The following is a 21,442-nucleotide window of genomic DNA, read 5'->3' as shown; positions in this document are numbered from 1 at the left end:
TTTTTTTATCGGCGGATTCACCGGGAAGCTGATTGACCATGCCGACGGCGGCCTTCAGGCGTTGATCCCCTGGCGTATCGTCCGTGGCGAGCAGGAGAACTCCCGCTTGAACAGGGTGGAAAAATGGTTGCTGTCGCTAAAGCCGCATTGGAAGGCGATATCGGTCACGCTGTCATCGCTGTGGCGCAATAAATGGTGCGCTTTCATCAGCCGCAGCCGGTTCAGGTAACGCTGGGGCGTGAGCCCGGTTTGCTGCTTCAACTGCCGGTGCAGAGTGCGCAATGACAGGCGAAAACGATCGGCGAGCTGCTCCCAGCACACTTCCTCGGCAAAATGCGCCTCCAGCCAGACGATCAGGTGATTCAGCCGCCCATCATCCCCTTCGCCGCACTCGGCCAACGTGCTCTTGCGCAGCAACACCAGCAGTTGCATAAACAAAATCTCACGCGCGGCGATGGCATGCGCCCCCGCATCATCCGCCAGGGTTTCAAAGCGATCAATCACCTGTTTGACCTGCTGCAACATGCACGGATTCACCCGCCAATGGGAAAGATAATTGCCGTCTTGCTCCTGCGGCAACAGCTTTTCCAGGCCGGTCAGGAAGTTGAACCCGTTCGGCGCCCGATACAGCACATTGGTCAGGCACAGGTTTTCCGTATGCTCGAACAGGTGCCGATCGCGGTCGCGCACAAAGCAGACGGAGCCGCCGCTGAGCGTATACGGCTGGCCGTTGAAAACATGGGTGCCGGTACCGTGCTCAACCACCACAATCTCATAAAAATCATGGTAATGCTCCGGAAACTCCGGCTGCGGCAAACGAGGTTCGATCGCCACCGACGCATGTTCGGAAGGGAAAAAATCAACGCTGCGTAAAACGGTCATTGTCATCCCCACTCGGTTGTAACGTCGTTTGATAGTAGAGAACGATTCTCAACGCCACCTTCATTTTTTGACAGAAAAACGCGCAAATCCCGTGCGTTTTTTAAGAAACACGACGGAATCATTCAGAAATGCGACTGGCATCACAAGCGGCGCCGTTTGGGCGCCGAATTACATTCTGTGAGCTTACTCACACTCACCTTTTTCTCTTTGCCAACCGCCCCTTGCGGATGTCAGTGGCATGAAGGTCGGCGCGCGGCGAACTTCTTAGACTGATGGGCAATGAGACAAATAAGGACACCTACCATGACTCTCCGCCATAGTGTTGCCGTTGATCTGGGCGCCTCCAGTGGCCGCGTGATGCTGGCGCGTTACGACAACCGCGACCACAGCCTGACGTTGTGCGAAGTTCACCGCTTTATGAACGGGTTAAAGCACATTGATGGCCACGACGTTTGGGACGTGGATGCGCTGGAAAACGAAATTCGCTTCGGGCTGCAACAGGCCTGCGACCAGGCACCCGCCATCGATTCCATCGGCATTGATACCTGGGGCGTCGACTATGTACTGATTGATAAACAAGGCCAGCGCGTTGGCCTGCCTATCGCTTACCGCGATGGCCGCACCGAGGGCGTCATGGCGCGCGCCCAGCAGGCGTTGGGCCGCGAGGAGATCTACCGGCGCAGCGGCATCCAGTTTCTGCCGTTCAATACGCTCTACCAACTGCGCGCGCTGGCCGAACAACAGCCAGAACTGCTGGGCCAGGTGGCGCACGCGCTGCTGATGCCGGACTACCTGTATTACCGCCTGACCGGCAAGCTGAACTGGGAATACACCAACGCCACCACCACGCAAATGGTGAACATCAACACCGATAACTGGGATGAGCGCCTGCTGAACTGGGCGGGAGTGCCGCGCGAATGGCTGGGCACGCCCACCCACCCGGGCAACATCATCGGCCACTGGGTGTGCGCGCAGGGAAAACGCATTCCGGTGGTTTCCGTCGCCACACACGATACCGCCAGCGCCGTGATCGCCGCTCCGCTGGCCAGCGACGATGCCGCTTATCTCTCGTCCGGCACCTGGTCACTGATGGGGTTTGAAAGCAAAACGCCCTACGTCGATGAACGCGCGCTGGCGGCCAATATCACCAACGAAGGCGGCGCGGAAGGGCGCTACCGAGTTTTAAAAAACATCATGGGCCTGTGGCTGCTGCAACGCATCGTTCAGGAGCAAGCGATCGACGATCTGCCGGATTTGATCCGCCAGGCACAGGCCGCCCCCGCCTGCCGCGCGATCATCAACCCCAACGACGATCGCTTTATCAACCCGGCGAACATGAGCCAAGAGATCCAGGCCGCCTGCCGCGAAAGCCGCCAGCCGATACCTGCCGACGCCGGCGAACTGGCGCGCTGCATCTTCGACAGCCTGGCGCTGCTGTATGCGCAGGTGCTGCTGGAGCTTAGCGAACTGCGCGGCCGGCCGTTCACCCGCCTGCATATCGTCGGCGGCGGCAGCCAGAACCACTTTCTTAACCAACTGTGCGCCGACGCCTGCGGCGTCACGGTGATCGCCGGACCGATCGAAGCCTCAACACTGGGCAACGTCGGCTGCCAACTGATGGCGCTGGATGAAATCGCCGACGTCGATGCCTTCCGGGCGCTGATCGGCCGCAACAGCGAGCTGCAACAGTTCACCCCCGATTCAAATAGCGAAACTGCCCGCTTCGTCGCGCAGATTCTGCAAAATCGTCAATCACGTAAGGAGCTTTGCGCATGACTACACAAATCAATCAGGCCTGGGAGCTGGCAAAACAACGCTTTGCCGCCGTTGGCGTCGATGTCGAACAGGCCCTGCGCCAGCTCGATCGTTTACCGATCTCCATTCACTGCTGGCAGGGCGATGACGTGGCGGGTTTCGAGAACCCGGATGGCGAGTTGAGCGGCGGCATTCAGGCCACCGGCAACTACCCCGGCAAAGCGCGCACCGCCGGCGAACTGCGCGCCGATCTGGAACAGGCGCTCAGCCTGATCCCCGGCCCCAAACGCCTGAACCTGCACGCCATTTATCTTGAAGCCGACACCCAGGTGCCGCGCAACGAAATCAAACCGGAGCACTTCACAAACTGGGTGGCGTGGGCCAAGGCAAACCAACTGGGGCTGGACTTCAACCCATCGTGCTTCTCGCATCCGTTGAGCGCCGACGGCTTTACCCTGTCGCACGCCAACGATGAAATCCGCCAGTTCTGGATCGAACACTGCCAGGCCAGCCGCCGCGTGTCAGCCTATTTTGGCGAACAGTTGGGCACGCCGTCGGTGATGAATATCTGGATCCCGGACGGCATGAAAGACATTACCGTCGATCGTCTGGCGCCGCGCCAGCGCCTGCTGGCCGCGCTGGATGAAGTGATCGCCGAAAAGCTCAACCCGGCGCACCACATCGACGCAGTGGAAAGCAAGCTGTTCGGCATCGGCGCGGAAAGCTACACCGTCGGCTCCAATGAGTTCTACTTCGGCTACGCCACCAGCCGCCAGACCGCGCTATGTCTGGATGCCGGCCACTTCCACCCGACCGAAGTGATTTCCGACAAGATCTCCAGCGCCATGCTGTATATCCCCCGCCTGCTGCTGCACGTCAGCCGCCCGGTGCGCTGGGACAGCGATCACGTGGTGCTGCTGGATGACGAAACCCAGGCCATCGCCAACGAAATCGTGCGCCACGATCTGTTCGACCGGGTGCATATCGGCCTGGATTTCTTCGATGCCTCCATCAACCGCATCGCCGCCTGGGTGATCGGCACCCGCAACATGCGAAAAGCCCTGCTGCGCGCGCTGCTGGAACCGACCGCACAGCTGCGCCAACTGGAGCGCGACGGGGATTACACCGCCCGACTGGCGCTGTTGGAAGAGCAAAAATCCCTGCCGTGGCAGGCCGTGTGGGAAATGTACTGCCTGCGCAACGATACCCCGGCGGATGCCTCCTGGCTCGCCACCGTCCGCCGTTATGAACAACAAATTTTAGCCCAACGCTAAGGAGCCCCTATGCAACGTATTCTCTCTTCATGGTTCGTTCAGGGCATGGTGAAAGCCACCAGCGATATGTGGCTGAAAGGCTGGGATGAGCGCAACGGCGGCAATGTCAGCCTGCGGCTGGATGCCGAAGATATCGCGCCCTACCGCGATGAATTTGCCGCCGAACCACGCTGCGTCGAACTGAGCCAGCCGGCGCCGGCGCTGGCCGGATGCTGGTTTATCGTTACCGGCTCCGGCAAGTTTTTCCGCAACGTACAGCTCGATCCGGCGGATAGCCTGGCGCTGCTGCAAATCAGCGACGACGGCATGGCCTACCACATTCACTGGGGGCTGGTGAACGGCGGCCTGCCAACCTCGGAACTGGCGGCTCATCTGCAATCCCACGCGGTGCGCAAACAGCGCGCCGGCGGGGCGGACCGCGTCATCATGCACTGCCACGCCACCAACCTGATCGCCCTAAGCTACGTGCTGGAACTGGATAGCGTCAGCTTCACCCGCAAGCTGTGGGAAGGCAGCACCGAATGCCTGGTGGTGTTCCCCGACGGCATCGGCATCGTGCCGTGGATGGTGCCGGGCACCGACGGCATTGGCGCCGCCACCGCAGAACAGATGCGCGCGCACAGCCTGGTGCTGTGGCCGCACCACGGTATCTTCGCCACCGGCCCAACGCTGGATGAAGCGTTCGGCCTGATCGACACGGCGGAAAAATCCTCGGAAGTGCTGGTGAAAGTGATCGCCATGGGCGGCATGCGGCAAACCATCACCACCGAACAACTGATCGCCCTGGGCGAGCGTTTTGGCGTCACGCCGATGGCCGCCGCACTCAAGATATAAGGAACAGATCATGAGCTTTATGTTGGCACTACCGAAAATCAGCCTGCATGGTACAGGCGCCATCGCCGATATGGTGAAACTGCTGCCGGGCAAACAATGGGGCAAGGCGCTGATCGTCACCGACGGCCAACTGGTGCAGTTAGGGCTGCTGGATACGCTGTTCGCCAACCTGGATAGCGCGCAGCTCCCCTATACCCTGTTCGACCGTGTGTTCCCCAACCCAACCGAAGAACTGGTGCAGCAAGGGCTGGCGGCCTACCGCGCCGCCAATTGCAGCTACATCATCGCCTTTGGTGGCGGCAGCCCGATCGACACCGCCAAAGCCATCAAAATCCTTACCGCCAACCCCGGCCCTTCCACCGCTTACGCCGGGGTGGGCAAAGTGGCCCATGCCGGCGTGCCGCTGGTGGCGATCAATACCACGGCGGGCACCGCCGCCGAGATGACCAGCAACGCGGTGATTATCGACAGCGGGCGCCAGGTCAAAGAGGTGATCATCGATCCGAACATTATTCCTGATATCGCGGTTGACGATCCCAGCGTCATGTTGGAGATCCCGGCCAGCGTCACCGCCGCCACCGGCATGGATGCGCTCACCCACGCGATTGAAGCCTATGTTTCCGTCGGCGCGCACCCGTTGACCGACGCCTCCGCGTTGGAAGCCATCCGCTTGATTTGCCAGTGGCTGCCGAAAGCGGTGGACGACGGGCACAATCTGCAGGCGCGTGAATACATGGCCTACGGCCAATATCTGGCGGGCATGGCGTTTAACAGCGCCGGCCTGGGGCTGGTGCACGCCCTGGCGCACCAGCCGGGCGCCACGCACAATCTGCCGCACGGCGTCTGCAACGCCATTTTGCTGCCGATCGTCGAAGCGTTTAACCGGCCGCAGGCGGTGGCGCGCTTTGCGCGTATCGCCGAAGCAATGGGCGTGGATCGTCAGGGCATGAGCGACGAGCAGGCCAGCCAGCAGGCGATTGCCGCAATCCGCCAACTGTCGCGCCGCGTCGGCATTCCCGACGGGTTTCAACAACTGGGGATATCGCAGGCCGATATTGAAAATTGGCTGGATAAGGCGCTGGCCGATCCGTGCGCGCCCTGCAACCCACGCAGCGCTTCCCGTGAAGAGGTGCGTGAGATGTACCTGGAGGCGCTATGATCCGCAAAGCCTTTGTGATGCAGGTAAACCCCGATGCGCATGAAGAATATCAGCGCCGCCATACGCCGATTTGGCCGGAACTGGCGGCGGTTCTTAAACAGCACGGTGCTCATCACTATGCTATTTATCTCGACGCCGATCGCCACCTGCTGTTTGCTACGGTAGAGATTGAGTCCGAGGCGCGCTGGGCCGCAGTGGCCGGCACCGAGGTGTGCCAGCGCTGGTGGGCGTCCATGTGTGAATTGATGCCGAGCAACCCGGACAACAGCCCGATCAGCCAGGAACTCAAAGCAGTGTTTTATCTGGAATAACGCGGGCAACAATACCCGCGCTGCGCCGCCGGCCATACCGGCGGCAAGAAGGGCTTATTCGCCGAGGTATTGCGTTACTACACGCGCCGTCAGTTTGGTGATCAGCTCATAGGCGCTGATGCCGGTAAAGGCGGCGATACGCTCAACCGGCAGCGGTTTGCCCCACAGCAGCGCTTCATCCCCGACGCTGTCGGTGCTGTCTGGCCCCAGATCGACCGACATCATATCCATCGAAACCCGCCCGACGATCGGCACTTCGCGGCCGTTGATCCACACCGGCGTGCCAGAGGGAGCGCTACGCGGGTAACCGTCGCCGTAGCCAATCGCCACCACGCCAAGCCGCGTGTCGCGCTCGCTCACCCAAGTGCCGCCATAGCCCACCGGCTCGCCGGCCTTATGGCTGCGCACCGCAATCAGGCTGGAGGTCAGTGCCATCGCCGGCTGCAGGCCGAAGCTCTCGCCATAAGGCTCCGCCAGCGGCGAGACGCCGTACATAATAATCCCCGGGCGCACCCAGTCGTAGTGCGCCTGCGGCCAGAGCAGAATGCCGCCGGAGGCAGAGATAGACCTCAACCCCGGTTTATCTTGCGTGAACTGTTCAAAACAGGCGATTTGCCGCGGCGTCACGTCCAATTGCGGCTCGTCGGCGCGGCAAAAATGGCTCATCACGTTCACCGGTTGCGCCACGCTGCGGCAGGCGCACAGGCGCTGGTAGAAGGCTTCAGCCTGCTCAGGATGCACGCCCAGCCGGTGCATGCCGGTATCCAGCTTCATCCACACCCGCAGCGGGCGCGGCAAGTCGGCCTGCTCCAGCGCGGCCAGCTGCTCGTTGCTGTGCACGGCGGTTTCAATATTGTTGGCCGCCAGCAGCGGCAAGTCCTCGGCGGCGAAAAAACCCTCCAACAGCAGAATGGGTTTAACGATGCCGCCGGCGCGCAGCGTGAGCGCTTCGCTCAGACGCGCCACGCCATAGCAGTCGGCGTCTTGCAGGGTATGTGCCGTATCCAGCAGGCCATGGCCATAAGCGTTTGCTTTCACAACGGCGATCAGGCGGCTTTGTGGCGCCAAACGGCGCACCTGTTGCAGGTTGTGTCGCAGAGCGCGGCGGTCGATTACAGCGGTTGCCGCTTTCATTTCAGTTCCTTAAAGCCTGGGTGCAATAGGTGCCGGAAGGCACAAGGGCTATTGAGATCGGCTTGGTTAATTATTCTTCGTCATACTGTGGCCCGGCGTAATTATCAAAACGCGACCACTGGCCGTTAAAGGTAAGCCGCACGGTACCGATCGGGCCGTTACGCTGCTTACCGATAATAATTTCAGCGATGCCTTTCAGATCGCTATTTTCGTGATAGACCTCATCACGGTAAATAAACATGATCAGGTCGGCGTCCTGCTCGATCGAGCCGGATTCACGCAGATCCGAGTTAACCGGGCGTTTATCGGCGCGCTGCTCCAGCGAGCGGTTAAGCTGCGACAGCGCCACCACCGGCACCTGCAGCTCTTTGGCCAGCGCTTTCAGCGAGCGGGAAATCTCGGCGATCTCCAGCGTACGGTTGTCCGACAGGGCCGGCACACGCATCAATTGCAGGTAGTCGATCATGATCAGGCTCAGGCCATCGTGCTCGCGGAAAATACGCCGCGCGCGGGAACGCACTTCGGTTGGCGTCAGGCCGGAAGAGTCATCGATATACATGTTGCGTTTTTCCAGCAACAGCCCCATGGTGCTGGAAATGCGCGCCCAGTCCTCATCGTCAAGCTGGCCGGTACGGATCCGCGTCTGGTCCACACGCGACAGCGAAGCCAGCATACGCATCATAATCTGCTCGCCGGGCATCTCCAGGCTGAAAATCAGCACCGGTTTTTCCTGCAGCATGGCGGCGTTTTCACACAGGTTCATGGCGAAGGTGGTTTTACCCATCGACGGACGGGCCGCCACGATGATCAAATCTGATTTCTGCAGGCCGGCGGTTTTCTTGTTCAGATCGTTATAGCCGGTGTCCACCCCAGTCACGCCGTCATGCGGTGTCTGGTACAGTGATTCGATGCGCGACACCGTGGCTTCCAGGATCTGATCGATGCTTTTCGGCCCTTCGTCTTTATTGGCGCGGTTTTCAGCAATCTGGAACACGCGCGATTCCGCCAGATCGAGCAGATCCTCACTGCTGCGCCCCTGGGGATCATAACCGGCATCGGCGATCTCATTGGCGACCGAGATCATTTCCCGCACCACTGCGCGCTCGCGCACGATGTCTGCATAGGCCGCGATGTTGGCCGCACTGGGGGTGTTTTTGGACAGTTCTGCCAGGTAGGCAAAGCCGCCGACGGAATCCAGCTCCCCTTTTTGCTCCAGTGATTCAGACAGGGTGATCAGATCGATCGGCTTGCTCATCTCCAGCAGGCGCTGCATCTCGGTGAAGATCAACCGGTGCGGGCGGCTAAAGAAATCGCCGGCCACCACGCGCTCGGCCACATTGTCCCAGCGCTCGTTGTCCAGCATCAAACCGCCCAACACGGATTGCTCCGCCTCCAGCGAATGCGGCGGCATCTTCAGCCCTTCCATCTGGCGATCGCGGGGTGCCTGGGCCTCGTAAGATTTGTTGGTGGGTTTCTTTCCTGCCATAGTGGGAATAAATTACCTGTTATCAAGTGACGACGCGTCAGTATACATAATGATAAATCCCCATGCCCCAACAATTGGGCCACGGGCTGAATAGGTTACCTGAGGAGCGATCATGGCAAAACGCATTCAATTCGCCGCAACCGGCGGGCCAGACGTGCTGCAATACGTTGATTTTACCCCGCGCGATCCTGCGGCGGGCGAAGTACAGATTGCCAACAAGGCGATCGGCATCAACTATATCGACACCTATGTGCGCAGCGGCCTGTATGCGCCGCCGCAACTGCCTTCCGGGCTGGGCACCGAAGCGGCCGGCGTGGTTAACAAGGTGGGCGCCGGCGTCAGCGGCATCAAGCCCGGCGATCGCGTGGTGTATGCCCAGGCGCCGCTGGGCGCCTACAGCGAAATTCACAACGTGCCGGCCGCCAAAGTGGCGCTGCTGCCTGATGCGCTCAGCTTCGAACAGGGCGCGGCATCGTTCCTTAAAGGCCTGACGGTCCATTATCTGCTGCGCCAGACCCATGTGGTGCAGCCGGGCGAAATCTTTCTGTTCCATGCCGCCGCCGGCGGCGTTGGGCTGATCGCCTGCCAGTGGGCCAAAGCGCTGGGCGCCCGGCTGATCGGCAGCGTCGGCTCCGATGCCAAGGCCGAGCTGGCGCTGCAGGCCGGCGCCTGGGCCACCATTAACTACAACACCCAGGATATCGCCCAGCGCGTGTCGGAACTGACCGATGGCGCCAAAGTCGGCGTGGTGTATGACTCGGTGGGCAAAAACACCTGGCTGGCTTCGCTCAACAGCCTGAAACGCCGCGGGCTGATGGTCAGCTTTGGCAATGCCTCCGGCCCGGTGACCGGGGTGGATTTGGCGATCCTGAACCAAAAAGGCTCGCTCTACGTGACGCGCCCTTCGCTGAACGGCTATGTGACGAACCGTGAAGAGCTGCAGGCGGCCAGCGATGCGCTGTTCGCGCAGATTAGCAGTGGGGCGATCAATGTGGATGTGCGCGATGAGCAGAAGTTTGCGCTGGGGGATGCGCAGCGGGCGCACCGAGTGTTAGAAAGCCGCGCAACGGTTGGTTCCAGTTTGCTGATCCCCTGAACGGCCGGCTGATTAAGCGCGGCAATAAAAATGCCAGCCAGGGGTTAGCTGGCTGGCATTTTCCCACAAGGGGCTTTCTGTTTTTATTACTGCAGGGTTGTCGTAGGGGTGGAGCAGAGTCCGCCGGGAACGGGGTTGCTTGTGCAACACGAATTATCGGTTTGTTCCCAACGGGGATGAAATCGTTCGCATCAGCGATTCGGCGGCTATCCTAGCAGCCCTTCAACATAAAAAACATGCCTACGTGCCGCTAAACTTCCAAGGTGTGATCTCTGCCGCATTCGGCCGGCATGAATCCCCCTCTGTTGAGGGAGTGCCTGATAATTCAACACAATGCCCGCTCAATAACGGCGTATCTGCGGCTTTTGCACCGCACGGTAGATCCACACGCAAACCACCGCCAGCACCAGCCACGGCAGCAGTTTGAACATCATGGCGAACAGGCCGCCGAGCAGCATAAACGCCGCGGCCGCAAACAGGGCGGCGATCACCCCCAGCAAAGAAACGCCGGTCACCAACAGCATGACGACGAAGCCAATGATAAAGAAAAGTTCCAACATGATTGCTCCTTGGCAAAACACGGTATCTCACCGGTCAGTTACAAGAAGCGTGCCAAGCCGCACGCAACGCTAACAGCTTGATTTTTCGCGTAAGTGATATTCACTGCGGCCACCAGCCGGGTGAAAATCGCCAACTATTAGTCAGAACAATGGTGAATTACGCCACATCAGCCCGCGGTTGCCGCACCAGGCTCAGCGCCTGCTCGACCACCCGCGCATCCGCCCCCGGCTTATGGGCATTTTCACTCAGGTGGCGGCGCCACTGCCGCGCGCCCGGCACGCCCTGGAACAGGCCCAGAATGTGACGGGTGATATGGCCGAGATAGGTACCGTTGGCCAGCTCACGCTCAATATAGGGATAAAGCGCCTCGACCACCGCCACGCTGTCGATTGCCGGCGTTTCGGCGCCAAACAACTCGCGGTCCACCTGCGCCAGCACGCCTGGGTTTTGATAGGCTTCACGCCCCATCATCACGCCATCAACATGTTGCAGATGCTGCTGCGCTTCGGCCAGCGTTTTCACGCCGCCGTTAATGGCGATAGTCAACGCCGGGAAGTCGCGCTTGAGCTGATAGACCCGCGGGTAATCCAGCGGCGGCACTTCACGGTTCTCTTTCGGGCTTAGCCCGGAAAGCCAGGCCTTCCGGGCATGAATAATAAACATCTCGCATTCGCCGCGCCCGGCCACCGTCGAAATAAAATCGCACAGGAAAGCGTAACTGTCCTGATCGTCAATGCCGATGCGCGTCTTTACCGTCACCGGGATGGATACCGCATCACGCATCGCTTTCACGCAGTCCGCCACCAACGCCGCCTGGCCCATCAGGCAGGCGCCGAACATACCGTTCTGCACCCGATCGGACGGGCAACCCACGTTGAGGTTGATTTCATCATAGCCCCGCTGTTCGGCAAGCCTGGCGCAGTGCGCCAACGCCGCCGGATCGCTGCCGCCCAGCTGTAGCGCCAGTGGGTGTTCTTCCTGGTTGTACGCCAGATAGTCACCTTTGCCATGGATAATGGCGCCGGTGGTGACCATTTCAGTGTACAGCAGCGCCTGCCTGGACAGCAGACGGTGGAAGTAACGGCAATGGCGATCGGTCCAGTCGAGCATCGGCGCGATGGAAAAACGGTTGGCGGCATACTGTGGGGTGCGGGTATCTGTCGTCATGCTGGGTTACTGGCTACCTGAGTCATGGGTTCAACGAACGGCGCGCGGCCGTAAACGGGCTATTATAACGGCAATCGCCAGCGTTGGGAAAAAGCACGGCAGCGGGCGAAATCCCGACCAGCACAAACGCGCGCACCTCTCGGCTATTGCCCCTAAACATGGTAAAGTCGCCTTTTTACGTACCGGGATATTTGCCATGACCCCAACCAACCAGGAAAAGCTGCTCGCGCAGGCTGAGCACCTTTGCCAGCAACGCAATGTGCGCCTGACGCCGCAACGGCTGGAAGTGTTACGCCTGATGGCACAACAGCCCGGTGCCATCAGCGCCTATGATCTGTTGGATCTGTTACGGGTGGCTGAGCCGCAGGCCAAGCCGCCGACGGTGTACCGCGCACTGGATTTCCTGTTGGAACAGGGCTTTATCCACCGGGTGGAGTCCACCAATAGCTATGTGCTGTGTCACCACTTTGAACAGCCGATGCATACTTCAGCGCTGTTTATCTGCGATCGCTGCGGGCAAGTGACTGAGCGCACGACCGATGGCATCGAAGAAACGCTGCAAAAGCTGGCGAAAGAGTCCGGCTTTGCCCTGCGCCACAGCGTGGTTGAGGCGCACGGCCTGTGCGTTGACTGCGTAGAGGTAGAGGCCTGTAAGCATCCAGATGATTGCGATCACGATCACAGCATTGTCGTGAAGAAGAAATAACCGGCGGGGCGTACAGCGAGGAAATAACCGGGTACGTCCCTGTACCGTTTTGGATTGCCGCAGGGGCAAAGCCAGGTGCTTGTTACCAGTGGAATTTGTTGCTGTCTTCCCAGGATTTGACTTCCTTTTCGGCCTGCTCTTTCTGGTAGCCGTAGCGTTCCTGAATTTTGCCGACCAGCTGTTCGCGCTTCCCTTCGATGATCGTCATATCGTCATCAGTCAGCTTGCCCCACTGTTCTTTGATCTTACCTCTAAACTGCTTCCAGTTACCGCCAGCTTGATCTTTGTTCATCATTTCTCTCCGTAACTAAAGTGAGTCAGTTTCAGATAACCCGGCTGGCCTAACTGACCAAAGTGAGTAACAGATTTTCCTCATCTGCACAGGATTAAGCCGTTGCCTAATCAGCCAGCCATATTACTAATATTAGCTATTGATTCCGGATTAAAAATAAAAACCAGCAATAAACACCATCAAGAAGCATTTTTTTAGTTAAAAACAACCGCAAAACAACCCGGTAACCGGGGTTTTCTTTACCCGGCAAGATGTAACATGATATTAACAAAAGCCACAATAAATGGGAGGCTACTCCCTGGCCCGCTCGTGCGCAAACCAGGTGCCCTGCCGGTTATGGCGCAGCCAAAGCCACCCCAGCGTAATGCCACGCAGCATCTGGAACACGCACAGCGCTAGCCACAACGCATGGTTGCCGAGCAGCGGCAGGGTAAGCAACGCCAGCGCGTAGCCGGCGGCGGCAACCGCCATGCTGTTACGCATTTCCGCCCCGCGGGTCGCGCCGATAAACATGCCATCCATCAGGTAGCACCACACGCTGACCAGCGGCAGCACCACCTGCCAGCCCAGGTAGTGGTTGGCCAGCTCACGCAGCGCCGGTAAGGAGGTCAGCGCGCCGACAATCTGTTGGCCGGCCACAGCGTAAACGGCCGCAAACCCCAGCGCGACCAGGCCCGCCTGCCGGCAGGCGGCGTGCCATACCTGATGCAGCTTGCGATCGTCGCGCGCGCCATAGGCATGGCCGGAGTGCACTTCCACCGCATAGGCAAAACCATCGAGCGCATAGGCGGTAAAGGTCAGCAGGTTCATCAGCACCGCGTTAACCGCCACCACTTCGCTGCCCAGCCGGGCGCCGAGAATGGTCAACGAGGCGAAGCACAACTGCAGCAGCAGGGAACGCAGCATGATATCCCGGTTCAGCGCCAGCAAACGGCCCAGGTTTCCCCGCCAGGCCTGGCGCAAGATCGGCAGAGAAATGCCCCGCCGCCTCATCACCCGCCAAGCGAGCCATAGCCCAAACAGCAGCATGGCATACTCGGACACCACCGTCGCCAGCGCGGCCCCTTGCACATTCCAGCCAAGCCCCATCACCAGCCACACATCCAGCACGATATTCAGCAGGTTGCCGGCGATCAGCAACAATACCGGCGCACGCACGTATTGCACGCCGAGCAGCCACCCCAGCAGCACCATGTTGGCCAGCGCCGCCGGCGCACTTAACCAGCGGATATCCAAAAAAAGCCGTGCCTGCTGCAAGACTTCGCCATCGCCGCCGACAACCTGCAACGCCAGCCCGATCAGCGGCCGGCGCAGCAACAGTATCGCCAGGCCGACAATCCCGGCCAGCAGCAACGGCTGCACAAAGGCCTGGGCCAGCCGCTGCGCATCACCGGCGCCCTGCGCCTGCGCCGCCAGCCCGGTGGTGCTCATGCGCAGGAATAAGAACAGCATGAACAGGAAGCTGGTGACCATCGCCCCCACGGCGACGCCGCCAAGATAGCTGGGGCTGTCGAGGTGGCCGATCACCGCCGTATCGACCAAACCGAGCAACGGCACGGTAATGTTGGAAAAGATCATCGGCAACGCCAAACGCCACAGCGCTTTGTCGTTGTCACTAAAGAAGGCGGTAATCAAGCGCATAGCAACCTATTCCTGTGGCAGTGCGTATTGAAAAAGCAAGAAAGGCATCGCCCCTGGACAGGGGCGATTTACATCAGGGGGAAACGCAGGGGGTTAAATCCAGTCACCGTTGCGAATAACGCCGACGGCCAGCCCTTCGATGGTGAGGTTTTGCTCACGCAGATCGACGACGATCGGTTTGAATTCACTGTTTTCCGGCAGCAACTCAACCACGTTGCCGTGTTTTTTCAGGCGTTTGACGGTCACTTCATCTTCAATACGAGCCACCACGACCTGGCCGTTACGCACGTCCTGCGTTTTATGCACCGCCAGCAGATCGCCATCAAGGATACCGATGTCGCGCATCGACATCCCTTTTACCCGCAGCAGGAAATCGGCGTTGGGCTTGAACAGGGAAGGATCAACCTTGTAATGCCCTTCGATATGCTGCTGTGCCAGCAGCGGCTCACCGGCAGCCACGCGGCCAATCAGCGGCAGGCCGTCTTCATCTTCCATCAGCAGGCGGATACCGCGCGAGGCGCCGGAGACGATCTCGATCACCCCTTTGCGCGCCAGCGCCTTCAGGTGCTCTTCAGCCGCATTCGGCGAGCGGAACCCCAGACGCAATGCGATCTCGGCACGCGTGGGCGGCATGCCCGTCTGCGAAATATGATCGCGAATCAGGTCATAGACCTCTTGCTGCCTGGTAGTTAGTGCTTTCATCCCGCCCCCTGTTTGTTTATACAGTTTTGCTGTGAGTATATACAGGTACGCGGGGATTGGGAACCGCAGAATAAATAAAAATCAGGGAGTAGGCGCGCAAAACCGGCAAAAAACGGCCCAATGGCGGCAGCCATTCAGGCAAAGTGCTGCCACAGCACGCTGCCCCAGACAAACAGCGCCAGTATGATCGCCAGCGTCACCGCCGCCGAACCGATATCCTTTGCCCGGCCGGAAAGCACGTGGTGCTCGGTGCCCACGCGATCGACCAGCGCTTCGATTGCGCTGTTAAGCAGCTCGACGATCATCACCAGGATCACGGAACCCACCAGTAAAATACGGGCGATCGCCCCAACGTCCAGCCAGGCGGCCAAAATAATGGCGAGCACGGCGGCGAGGGTTTCCTGGCGGAACGCCGCTTCATTTTGCCAGGCGGCAATAAACCCCTGCCGGGAATAACCTGCCGCCTTAATAATACGCGTTAGACCGGTTGCTTGATTTGCCATTTACGGGCGCCTTTTTCAGGGGTAAAACATCATTTTAACGGCACCGGCTTTTTTAACACCACAGATCTGCAAAGCGGTTTCTGGTATGCTTGCGGCGCGTTGCTAACAAGAGGCTTCACGTTGTTATGTCAAGTTGGCGTAAAATTTATTATAACTTATTGAGTTCTTCACTAAAACTGCTGGTAAGAAGTAAGGTTATCCCGTCAGATCCGGTCGCGGAGTTAGGGTTGGATCCCACTCGGCCGATTTTGTACGTTTTACCTTATAACTCAAAGGCGGATTTACTCACGCTGCGGGCCCAATGTCTGGCGCAGGATCTGCCCGATCCGCTCATTCCGCTGGAAATCGACGGCACCGTGCTGCCCGGCTATGTGTTTATTCACGACGGCCCGCGCGTGTTCCGGTACTACACGCCGAAAGAAGAGTCGGTCAAGCTGTTCCATGACTATCTGGATCTGCACCGCAACAATCCGGATCTCGATATCCAGATGCTGCCGGTTTCCGTCATGTTCGGCCGCTCCCCCGGCCGGGAAGGCCACGGCACCCCGCACCTGCGCCTGCTGAATGGCATACAGAAGTTCTTCGCCGTGCTGTGGCTGGGGCGCGACAGCTTCGTCCGCTTCTCCAATACCGTTTCGCTGCGCCATATGGCGAACGAACACGGCACCGATCAAACCATCGCGCAGAAACTGGCACGCGTGGCGCGCATGCATTTCGCCCGCCAGCGCCTGGCCGCGGTTGGCCCGAGCCTGCCGGCGCGCCAGGATTTGTTCAACAAGCTGCTGGCTTCCAAGGCGATTGAAAAAGCCGTTGAGGACGAAGCGCGCAGCAAAAAAATCTCTCACGAAAAAGCGCAGCAGAACGCCATTGCGCTGATGGAAGAGATCGCCGCCGATTTCTCCTACGAAACCGTGCGCCTGTCAGACCGCGTGCTGGGCTGGACCTGGAACCGCCTGTATCAAGGGATCAACGTTACCAACGCCGAACGCGTGCGCCAACTGGCGCAGGACGGCCACGAGATCGTCTATGTTCCCTGCCACCGCAGCCACATGGACTACTTGCTGCTGTCCTACGTGCTGTATCACCAGGGGCTGGTGCCGCCGCACATCGCCGCCGGCATTAACCTGAATTTCTGGCCAGCCGGGCCGATCTTCCGCCGCCTGGGCGCCTTTTTCATCCGCCGCACCTTCAAAGGCAACAAGCTCTATTCCACGGTGTTCCGTGAATACCTGGGCGAACTGTTTACCCGCGGCTACTCGGTGGAATACTTTGTCGAAGGCGGCCGTTCCCGCACCGGGCGCCTGCTGGAGCCGAAAACCGGCACGCTGGCGATGACCATCCAGGCGATGCTGCGCGGCGGCACCCGGCCGATCACGCTGGTGCCGATCTACATCGGCTACGAGCACGTGATGGAAGTGGGCACCTACGCCAAAGAGCTGCGCGGCGCCACCAAAGAAAAAGAAAGTCTGCTGCAAATGCTGCGTGGCCTGCGCAAACTGCGCAATCTTGGCCTGGGCTACGTCAACTTCGGCGAACCGCTGCCGTTGACCACCTATCTTAACCAGCATGTGCCTCAGTGGCGTGACGCCATCGATCCGATCGAAGCCCAACGCCCAAGCTGGCTGACGCCAACGGTGAACGATCTTGCCGGCAAAATCATGGTGCGCATCAACAATGCCGCCGCCGCCAATGCCATGAACCTGTGCGCCACCGCCCTGCTGGCCTCGCGCCAACGTTCGCTGACCCGCGAGCAGTTGATCGAACAGTTGGATTGCTACCTGCAGCTGATGCGTAACGTGCCTTACGCCGCCGACGCCACCGTCCCGGCTCAAACCGCGGAAGAATTGCTGGATCACGCGCTGGGCATGGATAAGTTCGGGGTGGAAAAAGATAACATCGGCGACATCATCATCCTGCCGCGCGAGCAGGCAGTGCTGATGACCTATTATCGCAACAACATTCACCATATGTTGGTGCTGCCTTCGCTGATCGCCACCATCGTGATGCATCACCGCCGCGTGTCGCGCAGCGAACTGCTGCGCCAGATCGGCCTGATTTATCCGATGCTGAAAGCGGAACTGTTCCTGCATTACGGCAAGGAACAACTGCCGGAGGTGCTGCAGCCGATGATCGACGAGCTGGCGCGCCAGCAGTTAATCAGCTACAGCGATGACGAGCTGCAACTGAACCCGGCGCGCATTCGCCCGCTGCAGTTGCTGGCCGCCGGTGTGCGTGAAACGCTGCAACGCTATGCGATTACCATGTCGATTCTCAGCGCCAACCCAAGCATCAACCGCGGCGCGCTGGAAAAAGAAAGCCGCATCATGGCCCAGCGCCTGTCGGTGCTGCACGGCATCAACGCGCCGGAGTTCTTCGATAAAGCGGTATTTGCCACCCTGGTGGGAACATTGCGCGAAGAGGGATATATCAGCGACAGCGGCGACGCGATCCGTGAGCACACCATGGAGGTTTACACCATGTTGAGCGATCTGATCACCCCGGAGATCAAGCTGACGATTGAAAGCGTGAGTATGCTGGCGGAGGCGAAGGGCGAGTAACGCCCTCACCCCAACCCTCTCCCAATGGGAGAGGGAGCAGCCCGGAGTCGTAGTCACATAACGCCCTCACCCCAACCCTCTCCCAGCGGGAGAGGGAGCAGCCCGGAGTTGCATTTATATTTAGCGACTCACTCTCGAACTCTGTGAGTGAGTACCTGGGACACCAAATATGCAAGCTCCGCAGAGAGGGGCGGTTTGGGGTTCAGGCTTGCCAGTAGCTTAGGGCGATGCCGATAAACAGCACCAGGCCGACATAGTTGTTATTGAGAAACGCCTGGAAGCAGGCGTCGCGCTCGCGGGTGGCGATCAGGCGCTGTTGATGAATAAACAGCGCGCCGCCCAGCAGCAGTGACCAGTAATAGGCGCCGCCCAGTTGCGACAGGTAGCCCACCCACAGCAGCAGCAGCAGCGTGGCGAATTGCAGCAGGCCGACGATCAGCTTGTCATGGCGGCCAAACAGAATCGCCGTGGATTTGATGCCAATCCGCACATCGTCATCGCGATCAACCATGGCGTACAGCGTGTCGTAAGCCACCGTCCAGCAAATATTGGCCAGCAGCAACAGCCAGCAACTCAGTGGCAACGCCTCGCTGACCGCCGCGTAGGCCATCGGGATCGACCAGCCAAACGCAGCCCCCAGCACCACCTGCGGCAAATGGGTGACGCGCTTCATAAACGGGTACATCCATGCCAGCGCCAGCGCCGCCAGCGAGAGCCAGATGGTCATGGCGTTCAGCGTCAGCACCAGCAGAAACGACAGCAGCACCAGCGTCACAAACAGGATCTTGGCTTCTTTCTCGCTGACCCGGCCGCTCGGCAACGGGCGGTTAGCGGTTCTTTTCACATGGCCGTCAAAGGCGCGATCGGCATAATCATTCACCACGCAGCCTGCGGCGCGCATCAGGAAGACCCCCAGCACAAACACCGCCAGCACCGACCATGAAGGCACCCCTTGCCCCGCCAGCCACAAGGCCCACAGCGTCGGCCACAACAACAGCAAGCTGCCGATAGGTTTATCAATGCGCATCAAATGGCTATAAGCCTGCCATTTGCTTTGAGTCACGCTACTCTCCAACGTTTTTCCTCCCTCATCATGCCGGTGCGCTATTGCCCGCGTTATACACAGGCGCCGCCGGTAAAAACAGCTCGGTCAATAGCAGCGGCTTGCCCGCCAGGCGCAAACGGGAACGCCGCGCCCACTGCGCGCCATGCCGGCCAATATGAATGTAATCCCGCGTCAGGGCGCCGCTGTTGAACAGGTAACGGCCGAGCGGCACGGTACCCAAATCCACCAATGCCTGATCCTTACCCGTCAGGGTTTCCTGCGGGATCACCGTGCGGCCGATCAGCCAGGGCACATGGTCCCCCAACAAAATAATTTCACGCAGCCAGTAACGCGGGCTCGCGGGCAGATGTTGCGCCTCTTCACCCAGTTCGGCACGCGTGACGAAACACTCACGCTGCGGCTCAACGTGCACGCACGCACAGTGGCGTTCAAAGCGGCGGGTCATCGATCCCAACTCCATCAGCCAGTCGCTGATGCCAGCAGGCACAGGAGGATGTTGTTCAGACAACCACGTGATGGGTGGCAGGATGGAACCCCTATTGCCAGACATTACCTTTCTCCATGCTAAAGAGACGCGCCAGGCAACCCCTCGGCACCACAAACTGTTAACAGAAAGCCATTGTAACGCAGAAATCTAAAAGCGGCAGGCGGATTCATCATGCAACACCCGGCAAATAACGGGCGGTGAATGTATCCCTATGTCATCTTTCTGCCATCTGCGTGCCCTACATTCCTCCTCTTGATCGGTCGCTATTCTGTGATCGCACGCACGCAATAAGCAGGGCTATATTGCTTTATCTACGCGCGTAGATAACCTTGCGGCTCAGCGTTGAATCGTTACCGGTCAGGCACATCGGTTGGCGGATTCGCCAACACCAGGGAAATACCTTTAACGACGCCGCTCGCGGCAAAAAAGAGGACATAACACGATGAGCGAGACAACGCTGGCCAAGCCAGGCGTCGCCGGCGCACCGCTGGCGGCCGATGAAAAGCTGGCCACTCCAGAAGGGCGCAGCCAGTTTATACGCGCCACCTTCTCCTGTTGGCTTGGCACCACCATGGAATATGTCGACTTCGCCCTGTACGGCCTGGCGGCCGGCATGGTGTTCGGCGACGTATTCTTCCCGGAAGCCACCCCGCTGCTGGCGCTGCTGGCGAGCTTCGCCACCTACTCCGTCGGTTTTATCGCCCGCCCGATCGGCGCGCTGGTGTTTGGCTGGATAGGCGATCGCAAAGGCCGCCGCGTGGTACTGATCACCACCGTCGCCATGATGGGGGTTTCCACTACCCTGATCGGGCTGATCCCGTCTTATGCGCAGATCGGCATTTTTGCGCCGCTGTGTCTGGTGTTCCTGCGCTTTATGCAGGGCTTCGGCGCCGGCGCCGAACTGTCCGGCGGCGCCGTGATGCTGGCCGAATACGCCCCGGCCCAACGGCGGGGGCTGATTGCCTCGATCATCGCATTAGGCTCCAACAGCGGCACGCTGCTGGCCTCGTTGGTGTGGCTGCTGGTGCTGCAGTTGGACAAAGACGCACTGATGAGCTGGGGCTGGCGCATTCCGTTCCTCGCCAGCATCCTGATCGCCGGCGTCGCGCTGTATCTGCGCCGCCACGTACAGGAAACGCCGGTGTTTCAGCGTGAGCTGGAACAAAACCACCAGCAGTTGCTGCAGGCGGCGGAAACGGAACCGGTTGATAACCGCAGCTATTTGCAGCGTACCCGCGCCTTTTGGGTGATGCTCGGCCTGCGGATCGGCGAAAACGGGCCGTCCTACCTGTGTCAGGGATTTATCGTCGGCTACGTCGCCAAGATCCTGATGGTGGATAAATCCGTGCCGGCGCTGGCGGTGTTGATCGCTTCCCTGTGCGGCTTTCTGGTGATCCCGCTGGCGGGCTGGCTGTCCGATCGCTTCGGCCGGCGCATTACCTACCGCTGGTTCTGCCTGTTGCTGGTGCTGTATGCCTTCCCGGCCTTCTGGCTGCTGGAGAGCCGCGAGCCGGCTATCGTGATTGGCGTGATCGTCACCGGAATGTGCATTGCCTCGCTGGGCATTTTCGGCGTGCAGGCGGCCTATGGCGTGGAGCTGTTCGGGGTGAAGAACCGCTACTCGAAGATGGCCTTCGCCAAAGAGCTGGGCTCTATCCTCTCGGGCGGCACGGCGCCGCTGATCGCCACCGCCCTGCTGTCCGGTTTTGGCCACTGGTGGCCTATCGCCAGTTATTTTGTTGTAATGGCGGCCATTGGTCTCATCACCACTTACTTTGCACCCGAAACCCGCGGCCGCGATCTCAATCTGCCACAGGATGCGGTGTAA

Annotated in this window: 20 protein-coding genes; 9 read left to right on the top strand and 11 right to left on the bottom strand. The window is 59.7% G+C overall.

Features of this window, described 5'->3' with window-relative positions:
• Positions 1 to 54 precede the first annotated feature (54 nt).
• Positions 55 to 882: an HTH-type transcriptional activator RhaS gene (rhaS, locus tag ABFX35_RS18470; protein ID WP_346082410.1), complete on the bottom strand. Its 828-nt coding sequence runs from the start codon at positions 880 to 882 to the stop codon at positions 55 to 57.
• A gap of 303 nt (positions 883 to 1,185) precedes the next feature.
• Between rhaS and rhaB the strand changes: the two genes are divergently transcribed.
• The 5 genes from rhaB to rhaM are packed head-to-tail and all read left to right on the top strand — an operon-like array spanning position 1,186 to position 6,215.
• Positions 1,186 to 2,658, top strand: coding sequence for a rhamnulokinase (gene rhaB, locus ABFX35_RS18465; RefSeq protein WP_346082409.1), 1,473 nt, complete (start codon positions 1,186 to 1,188; stop codon positions 2,656 to 2,658).
• Positions 2,655 to 3,911: an L-rhamnose isomerase gene (gene rhaA / locus ABFX35_RS18460; protein ID WP_346082408.1), complete on the top strand. Its 1,257-nt coding sequence runs from the start codon at positions 2,655 to 2,657 to the stop codon at positions 3,909 to 3,911. Before rhaB ends, rhaA begins: the two co-directional genes overlap by 4 nt.
• 9 nt (positions 3,912 to 3,920) lie before the next feature.
• Positions 3,921 to 4,745 carry a rhamnulose-1-phosphate aldolase gene (gene rhaD / locus ABFX35_RS18455; protein WP_346082407.1) on the top strand — a complete coding sequence of 275 codons (825 nt, stop codon included), beginning with the start codon at positions 3,921 to 3,923 and terminating at the stop codon, positions 4,743 to 4,745.
• A gap of 10 nt (positions 4,746 to 4,755) precedes the next feature.
• Positions 4,756 to 5,904, top strand: a complete 1,149-nt coding sequence (gene fucO, locus ABFX35_RS18450) for a lactaldehyde reductase (protein WP_279027105.1) — start codon at positions 4,756 to 4,758, stop codon at positions 5,902 to 5,904.
• A complete protein-coding gene (gene rhaM / locus ABFX35_RS18445) occupies positions 5,901 to 6,215 on the top strand; it encodes an L-rhamnose mutarotase (protein ID WP_279027107.1) in 315 nt (104 codons plus the stop codon). The genes fucO and rhaM overlap by 4 nt, the downstream gene beginning before the upstream one ends.
• 54 nt (positions 6,216 to 6,269) lie before the next feature.
• On the opposite strand, the gene alr is transcribed toward rhaM, so the two are convergent.
• Together alr and dnaB are read right to left on the bottom strand one after the other, a co-directional pair.
• Positions 6,270 to 7,349: an alanine racemase gene (gene alr / locus ABFX35_RS18440; protein WP_279027109.1), complete on the bottom strand. Its 1,080-nt coding sequence runs from the start codon at positions 7,347 to 7,349 to the stop codon at positions 6,270 to 6,272.
• A gap of 70 nt (positions 7,350 to 7,419) precedes the next feature.
• Positions 7,420 to 8,835, bottom strand: a complete 1,416-nt coding sequence (dnaB, locus tag ABFX35_RS18435) for a replicative DNA helicase (protein WP_279027111.1) — start codon at positions 8,833 to 8,835, stop codon at positions 7,420 to 7,422.
• A gap of 112 nt (positions 8,836 to 8,947) precedes the next feature.
• On the opposite strand from dnaB, the gene ABFX35_RS18430 reads away from it, so the two are divergent.
• The gene (locus tag ABFX35_RS18430; protein ID WP_346082406.1) at positions 8,948 to 9,931 is read left to right on the top strand and encodes a quinone oxidoreductase; all 984 of its coding nucleotides are present in this window, start codon (positions 8,948 to 8,950) and stop codon (positions 9,929 to 9,931) included.
• Positions 9,932 to 10,272: 341 nt separating this feature from the next.
• Here the strand turns inward: ABFX35_RS18430 and pspG are convergent, their stop codons facing one another.
• Both pspG and dusA read right to left on the bottom strand, forming a co-directional pair.
• Positions 10,273 to 10,491: an envelope stress response protein PspG gene (gene pspG, locus ABFX35_RS18425; RefSeq protein ID WP_095846874.1), complete on the bottom strand. Its 219-nt coding sequence runs from the start codon at positions 10,489 to 10,491 to the stop codon at positions 10,273 to 10,275.
• Positions 10,492 to 10,648: 157 nt separating this feature from the next.
• Positions 10,649 to 11,659 (bottom strand): tRNA dihydrouridine(20/20a) synthase DusA, encoded by a 1,011-nt coding sequence (gene dusA, locus ABFX35_RS18420; RefSeq protein ID WP_279027114.1) that lies wholly within the window; start codon positions 11,657 to 11,659, stop codon positions 10,649 to 10,651.
• A gap of 196 nt (positions 11,660 to 11,855) precedes the next feature.
• Here dusA and zur point away from each other — a divergent pair, with 196 nt between their 5' ends.
• On the top strand, positions 11,856 to 12,365 hold the full coding sequence (gene zur, locus ABFX35_RS18415; protein ID WP_346082405.1) for a zinc uptake transcriptional repressor Zur: 510 nt from the start codon (positions 11,856 to 11,858) through the stop codon (positions 12,363 to 12,365).
• An 82-nt stretch (positions 12,366 to 12,447) separates the two neighbouring features.
• Here zur and ABFX35_RS18410 read toward each other — a convergent pair whose 3' ends face one another.
• The 4 genes from ABFX35_RS18410 to ABFX35_RS18395 form a co-directional block, all read right to left on the bottom strand.
• The gene (locus ABFX35_RS18410) at positions 12,448 to 12,657 is read right to left on the bottom strand and encodes a CsbD family protein (protein WP_279027121.1); all 210 of its coding nucleotides are present in this window, start codon (positions 12,655 to 12,657) and stop codon (positions 12,448 to 12,450) included.
• Positions 12,658 to 12,948: 291 nt separating this feature from the next.
• Entirely contained in the window at positions 12,949 to 14,298 is a 1,350-nt protein-coding gene (dinF, locus tag ABFX35_RS18405) for an MATE family efflux transporter DinF (protein WP_346082404.1), read from the bottom strand.
• 93 nt (positions 14,299 to 14,391) lie between these two features.
• On the bottom strand, positions 14,392 to 15,000 hold the full coding sequence (gene lexA / locus ABFX35_RS18400; RefSeq protein ID WP_279027116.1) for a transcriptional repressor LexA: 609 nt from the start codon (positions 14,998 to 15,000) through the stop codon (positions 14,392 to 14,394).
• A gap of 134 nt (positions 15,001 to 15,134) precedes the next feature.
• Positions 15,135 to 15,503: a diacylglycerol kinase gene (locus ABFX35_RS18395; RefSeq protein WP_095846866.1), complete on the bottom strand. Its 369-nt coding sequence runs from the start codon at positions 15,501 to 15,503 to the stop codon at positions 15,135 to 15,137.
• 125 nt (positions 15,504 to 15,628) lie between these two features.
• On the opposite strand from ABFX35_RS18395, the gene plsB reads away from it, so the two are divergent.
• Complete coding sequence (gene plsB, locus ABFX35_RS18390; protein WP_279027117.1) at positions 15,629 to 18,061, top strand: glycerol-3-phosphate 1-O-acyltransferase PlsB; 2,433 nt, start codon at positions 15,629 to 15,631, stop codon at positions 18,059 to 18,061.
• A 202-nt stretch (positions 18,062 to 18,263) separates the two neighbouring features.
• On the opposite strand, the gene ubiA is transcribed toward plsB, so the two are convergent.
• Positions 18,264 to 19,136: a 4-hydroxybenzoate octaprenyltransferase gene (gene ubiA / locus ABFX35_RS18385; RefSeq protein WP_279027118.1), complete on the bottom strand. Its 873-nt coding sequence runs from the start codon at positions 19,134 to 19,136 to the stop codon at positions 18,264 to 18,266.
• Positions 19,137 to 19,152: 16 nt separating this feature from the next.
• On the bottom strand, positions 19,153 to 19,677 hold the full coding sequence (gene ubiC, locus ABFX35_RS18380; RefSeq protein WP_279027120.1) for a chorismate lyase: 525 nt from the start codon (positions 19,675 to 19,677) through the stop codon (positions 19,153 to 19,155).
• A gap of 379 nt (positions 19,678 to 20,056) precedes the next feature.
• On the opposite strand from ubiC, the gene ABFX35_RS18375 reads away from it, so the two are divergent.
• Positions 20,057 to 21,442, top strand: coding sequence for an MFS transporter (locus tag ABFX35_RS18375; protein ID WP_346082403.1), 1,386 nt, complete (start codon positions 20,057 to 20,059; stop codon positions 21,440 to 21,442).

This window comes from Gibbsiella dentisursi (assembly GCF_039539505.1).
GTDB lineage: Bacteria > Pseudomonadota > Gammaproteobacteria > Enterobacterales > Enterobacteriaceae > Gibbsiella > Gibbsiella quercinecans.
This window is presented reverse-complemented; position numbering and strand designations above follow the sequence as displayed.

What these genes read in the sequence shown, in the direction of transcription:
- rhaS (WP_346082410.1), bottom strand. Translation starts at nt 882, where the DNA reads ATGACCGTTTTACGCAGCGTTGATTTTTTCCCTTCCGAACATGCGTCG.
- rhaB (WP_346082409.1), top strand. Translation starts at nt 1,186, where the DNA reads ATGACTCTCCGCCATAGTGTTGCCGTTGATCTGGGCGCCTCCAGTGGC.
- rhaA (WP_346082408.1), top strand. Translation starts at nt 2,655, where the DNA reads ATGACTACACAAATCAATCAGGCCTGGGAGCTGGCAAAACAACGCTTT.
- rhaD (WP_346082407.1), top strand. Translation starts at nt 3,921, where the DNA reads ATGCAACGTATTCTCTCTTCATGGTTCGTTCAGGGCATGGTGAAAGCC.
- fucO (WP_279027105.1), top strand. Translation starts at nt 4,756, where the DNA reads ATGAGCTTTATGTTGGCACTACCGAAAATCAGCCTGCATGGTACAGGC.
- rhaM (WP_279027107.1), top strand. Translation starts at nt 5,901, where the DNA reads ATGATCCGCAAAGCCTTTGTGATGCAGGTAAACCCCGATGCGCATGAA.
- alr (WP_279027109.1), bottom strand. Translation starts at nt 7,349, where the DNA reads ATGAAAGCGGCAACCGCTGTAATCGACCGCCGCGCTCTGCGACACAAC.
- dnaB (WP_279027111.1), bottom strand. Translation starts at nt 8,835, where the DNA reads ATGGCAGGAAAGAAACCCACCAACAAATCTTACGAGGCCCAGGCACCC.
- ABFX35_RS18430 (WP_346082406.1), top strand. Translation starts at nt 8,948, where the DNA reads ATGGCAAAACGCATTCAATTCGCCGCAACCGGCGGGCCAGACGTGCTG.
- pspG (WP_095846874.1), bottom strand. Translation starts at nt 10,491, where the DNA reads ATGTTGGAACTTTTCTTTATCATTGGCTTCGTCGTCATGCTGTTGGTG.
- dusA (WP_279027114.1), bottom strand. Translation starts at nt 11,659, where the DNA reads ATGACGACAGATACCCGCACCCCACAGTATGCCGCCAACCGTTTTTCC.
- zur (WP_346082405.1), top strand. Translation starts at nt 11,856, where the DNA reads ATGACCCCAACCAACCAGGAAAAGCTGCTCGCGCAGGCTGAGCACCTT.
- ABFX35_RS18410 (WP_279027121.1), bottom strand. Translation starts at nt 12,657, where the DNA reads ATGAACAAAGATCAAGCTGGCGGTAACTGGAAGCAGTTTAGAGGTAAG.
- dinF (WP_346082404.1), bottom strand. Translation starts at nt 14,298, where the DNA reads ATGCGCTTGATTACCGCCTTCTTTAGTGACAACGACAAAGCGCTGTGG.
- lexA (WP_279027116.1), bottom strand. Translation starts at nt 15,000, where the DNA reads ATGAAAGCACTAACTACCAGGCAGCAAGAGGTCTATGACCTGATTCGC.
- ABFX35_RS18395 (WP_095846866.1), bottom strand. Translation starts at nt 15,503, where the DNA reads ATGGCAAATCAAGCAACCGGTCTAACGCGTATTATTAAGGCGGCAGGT.
- plsB (WP_279027117.1), top strand. Translation starts at nt 15,629, where the DNA reads ATGTCAAGTTGGCGTAAAATTTATTATAACTTATTGAGTTCTTCACTA.
- ubiC (WP_279027120.1), bottom strand. Translation starts at nt 19,677, where the DNA reads ATGTCTGGCAATAGGGGTTCCATCCTGCCACCCATCACGTGGTTGTCT.
- ABFX35_RS18375 (WP_346082403.1), top strand. Translation starts at nt 20,057, where the DNA reads ATGAGCGAGACAACGCTGGCCAAGCCAGGCGTCGCCGGCGCACCGCTG.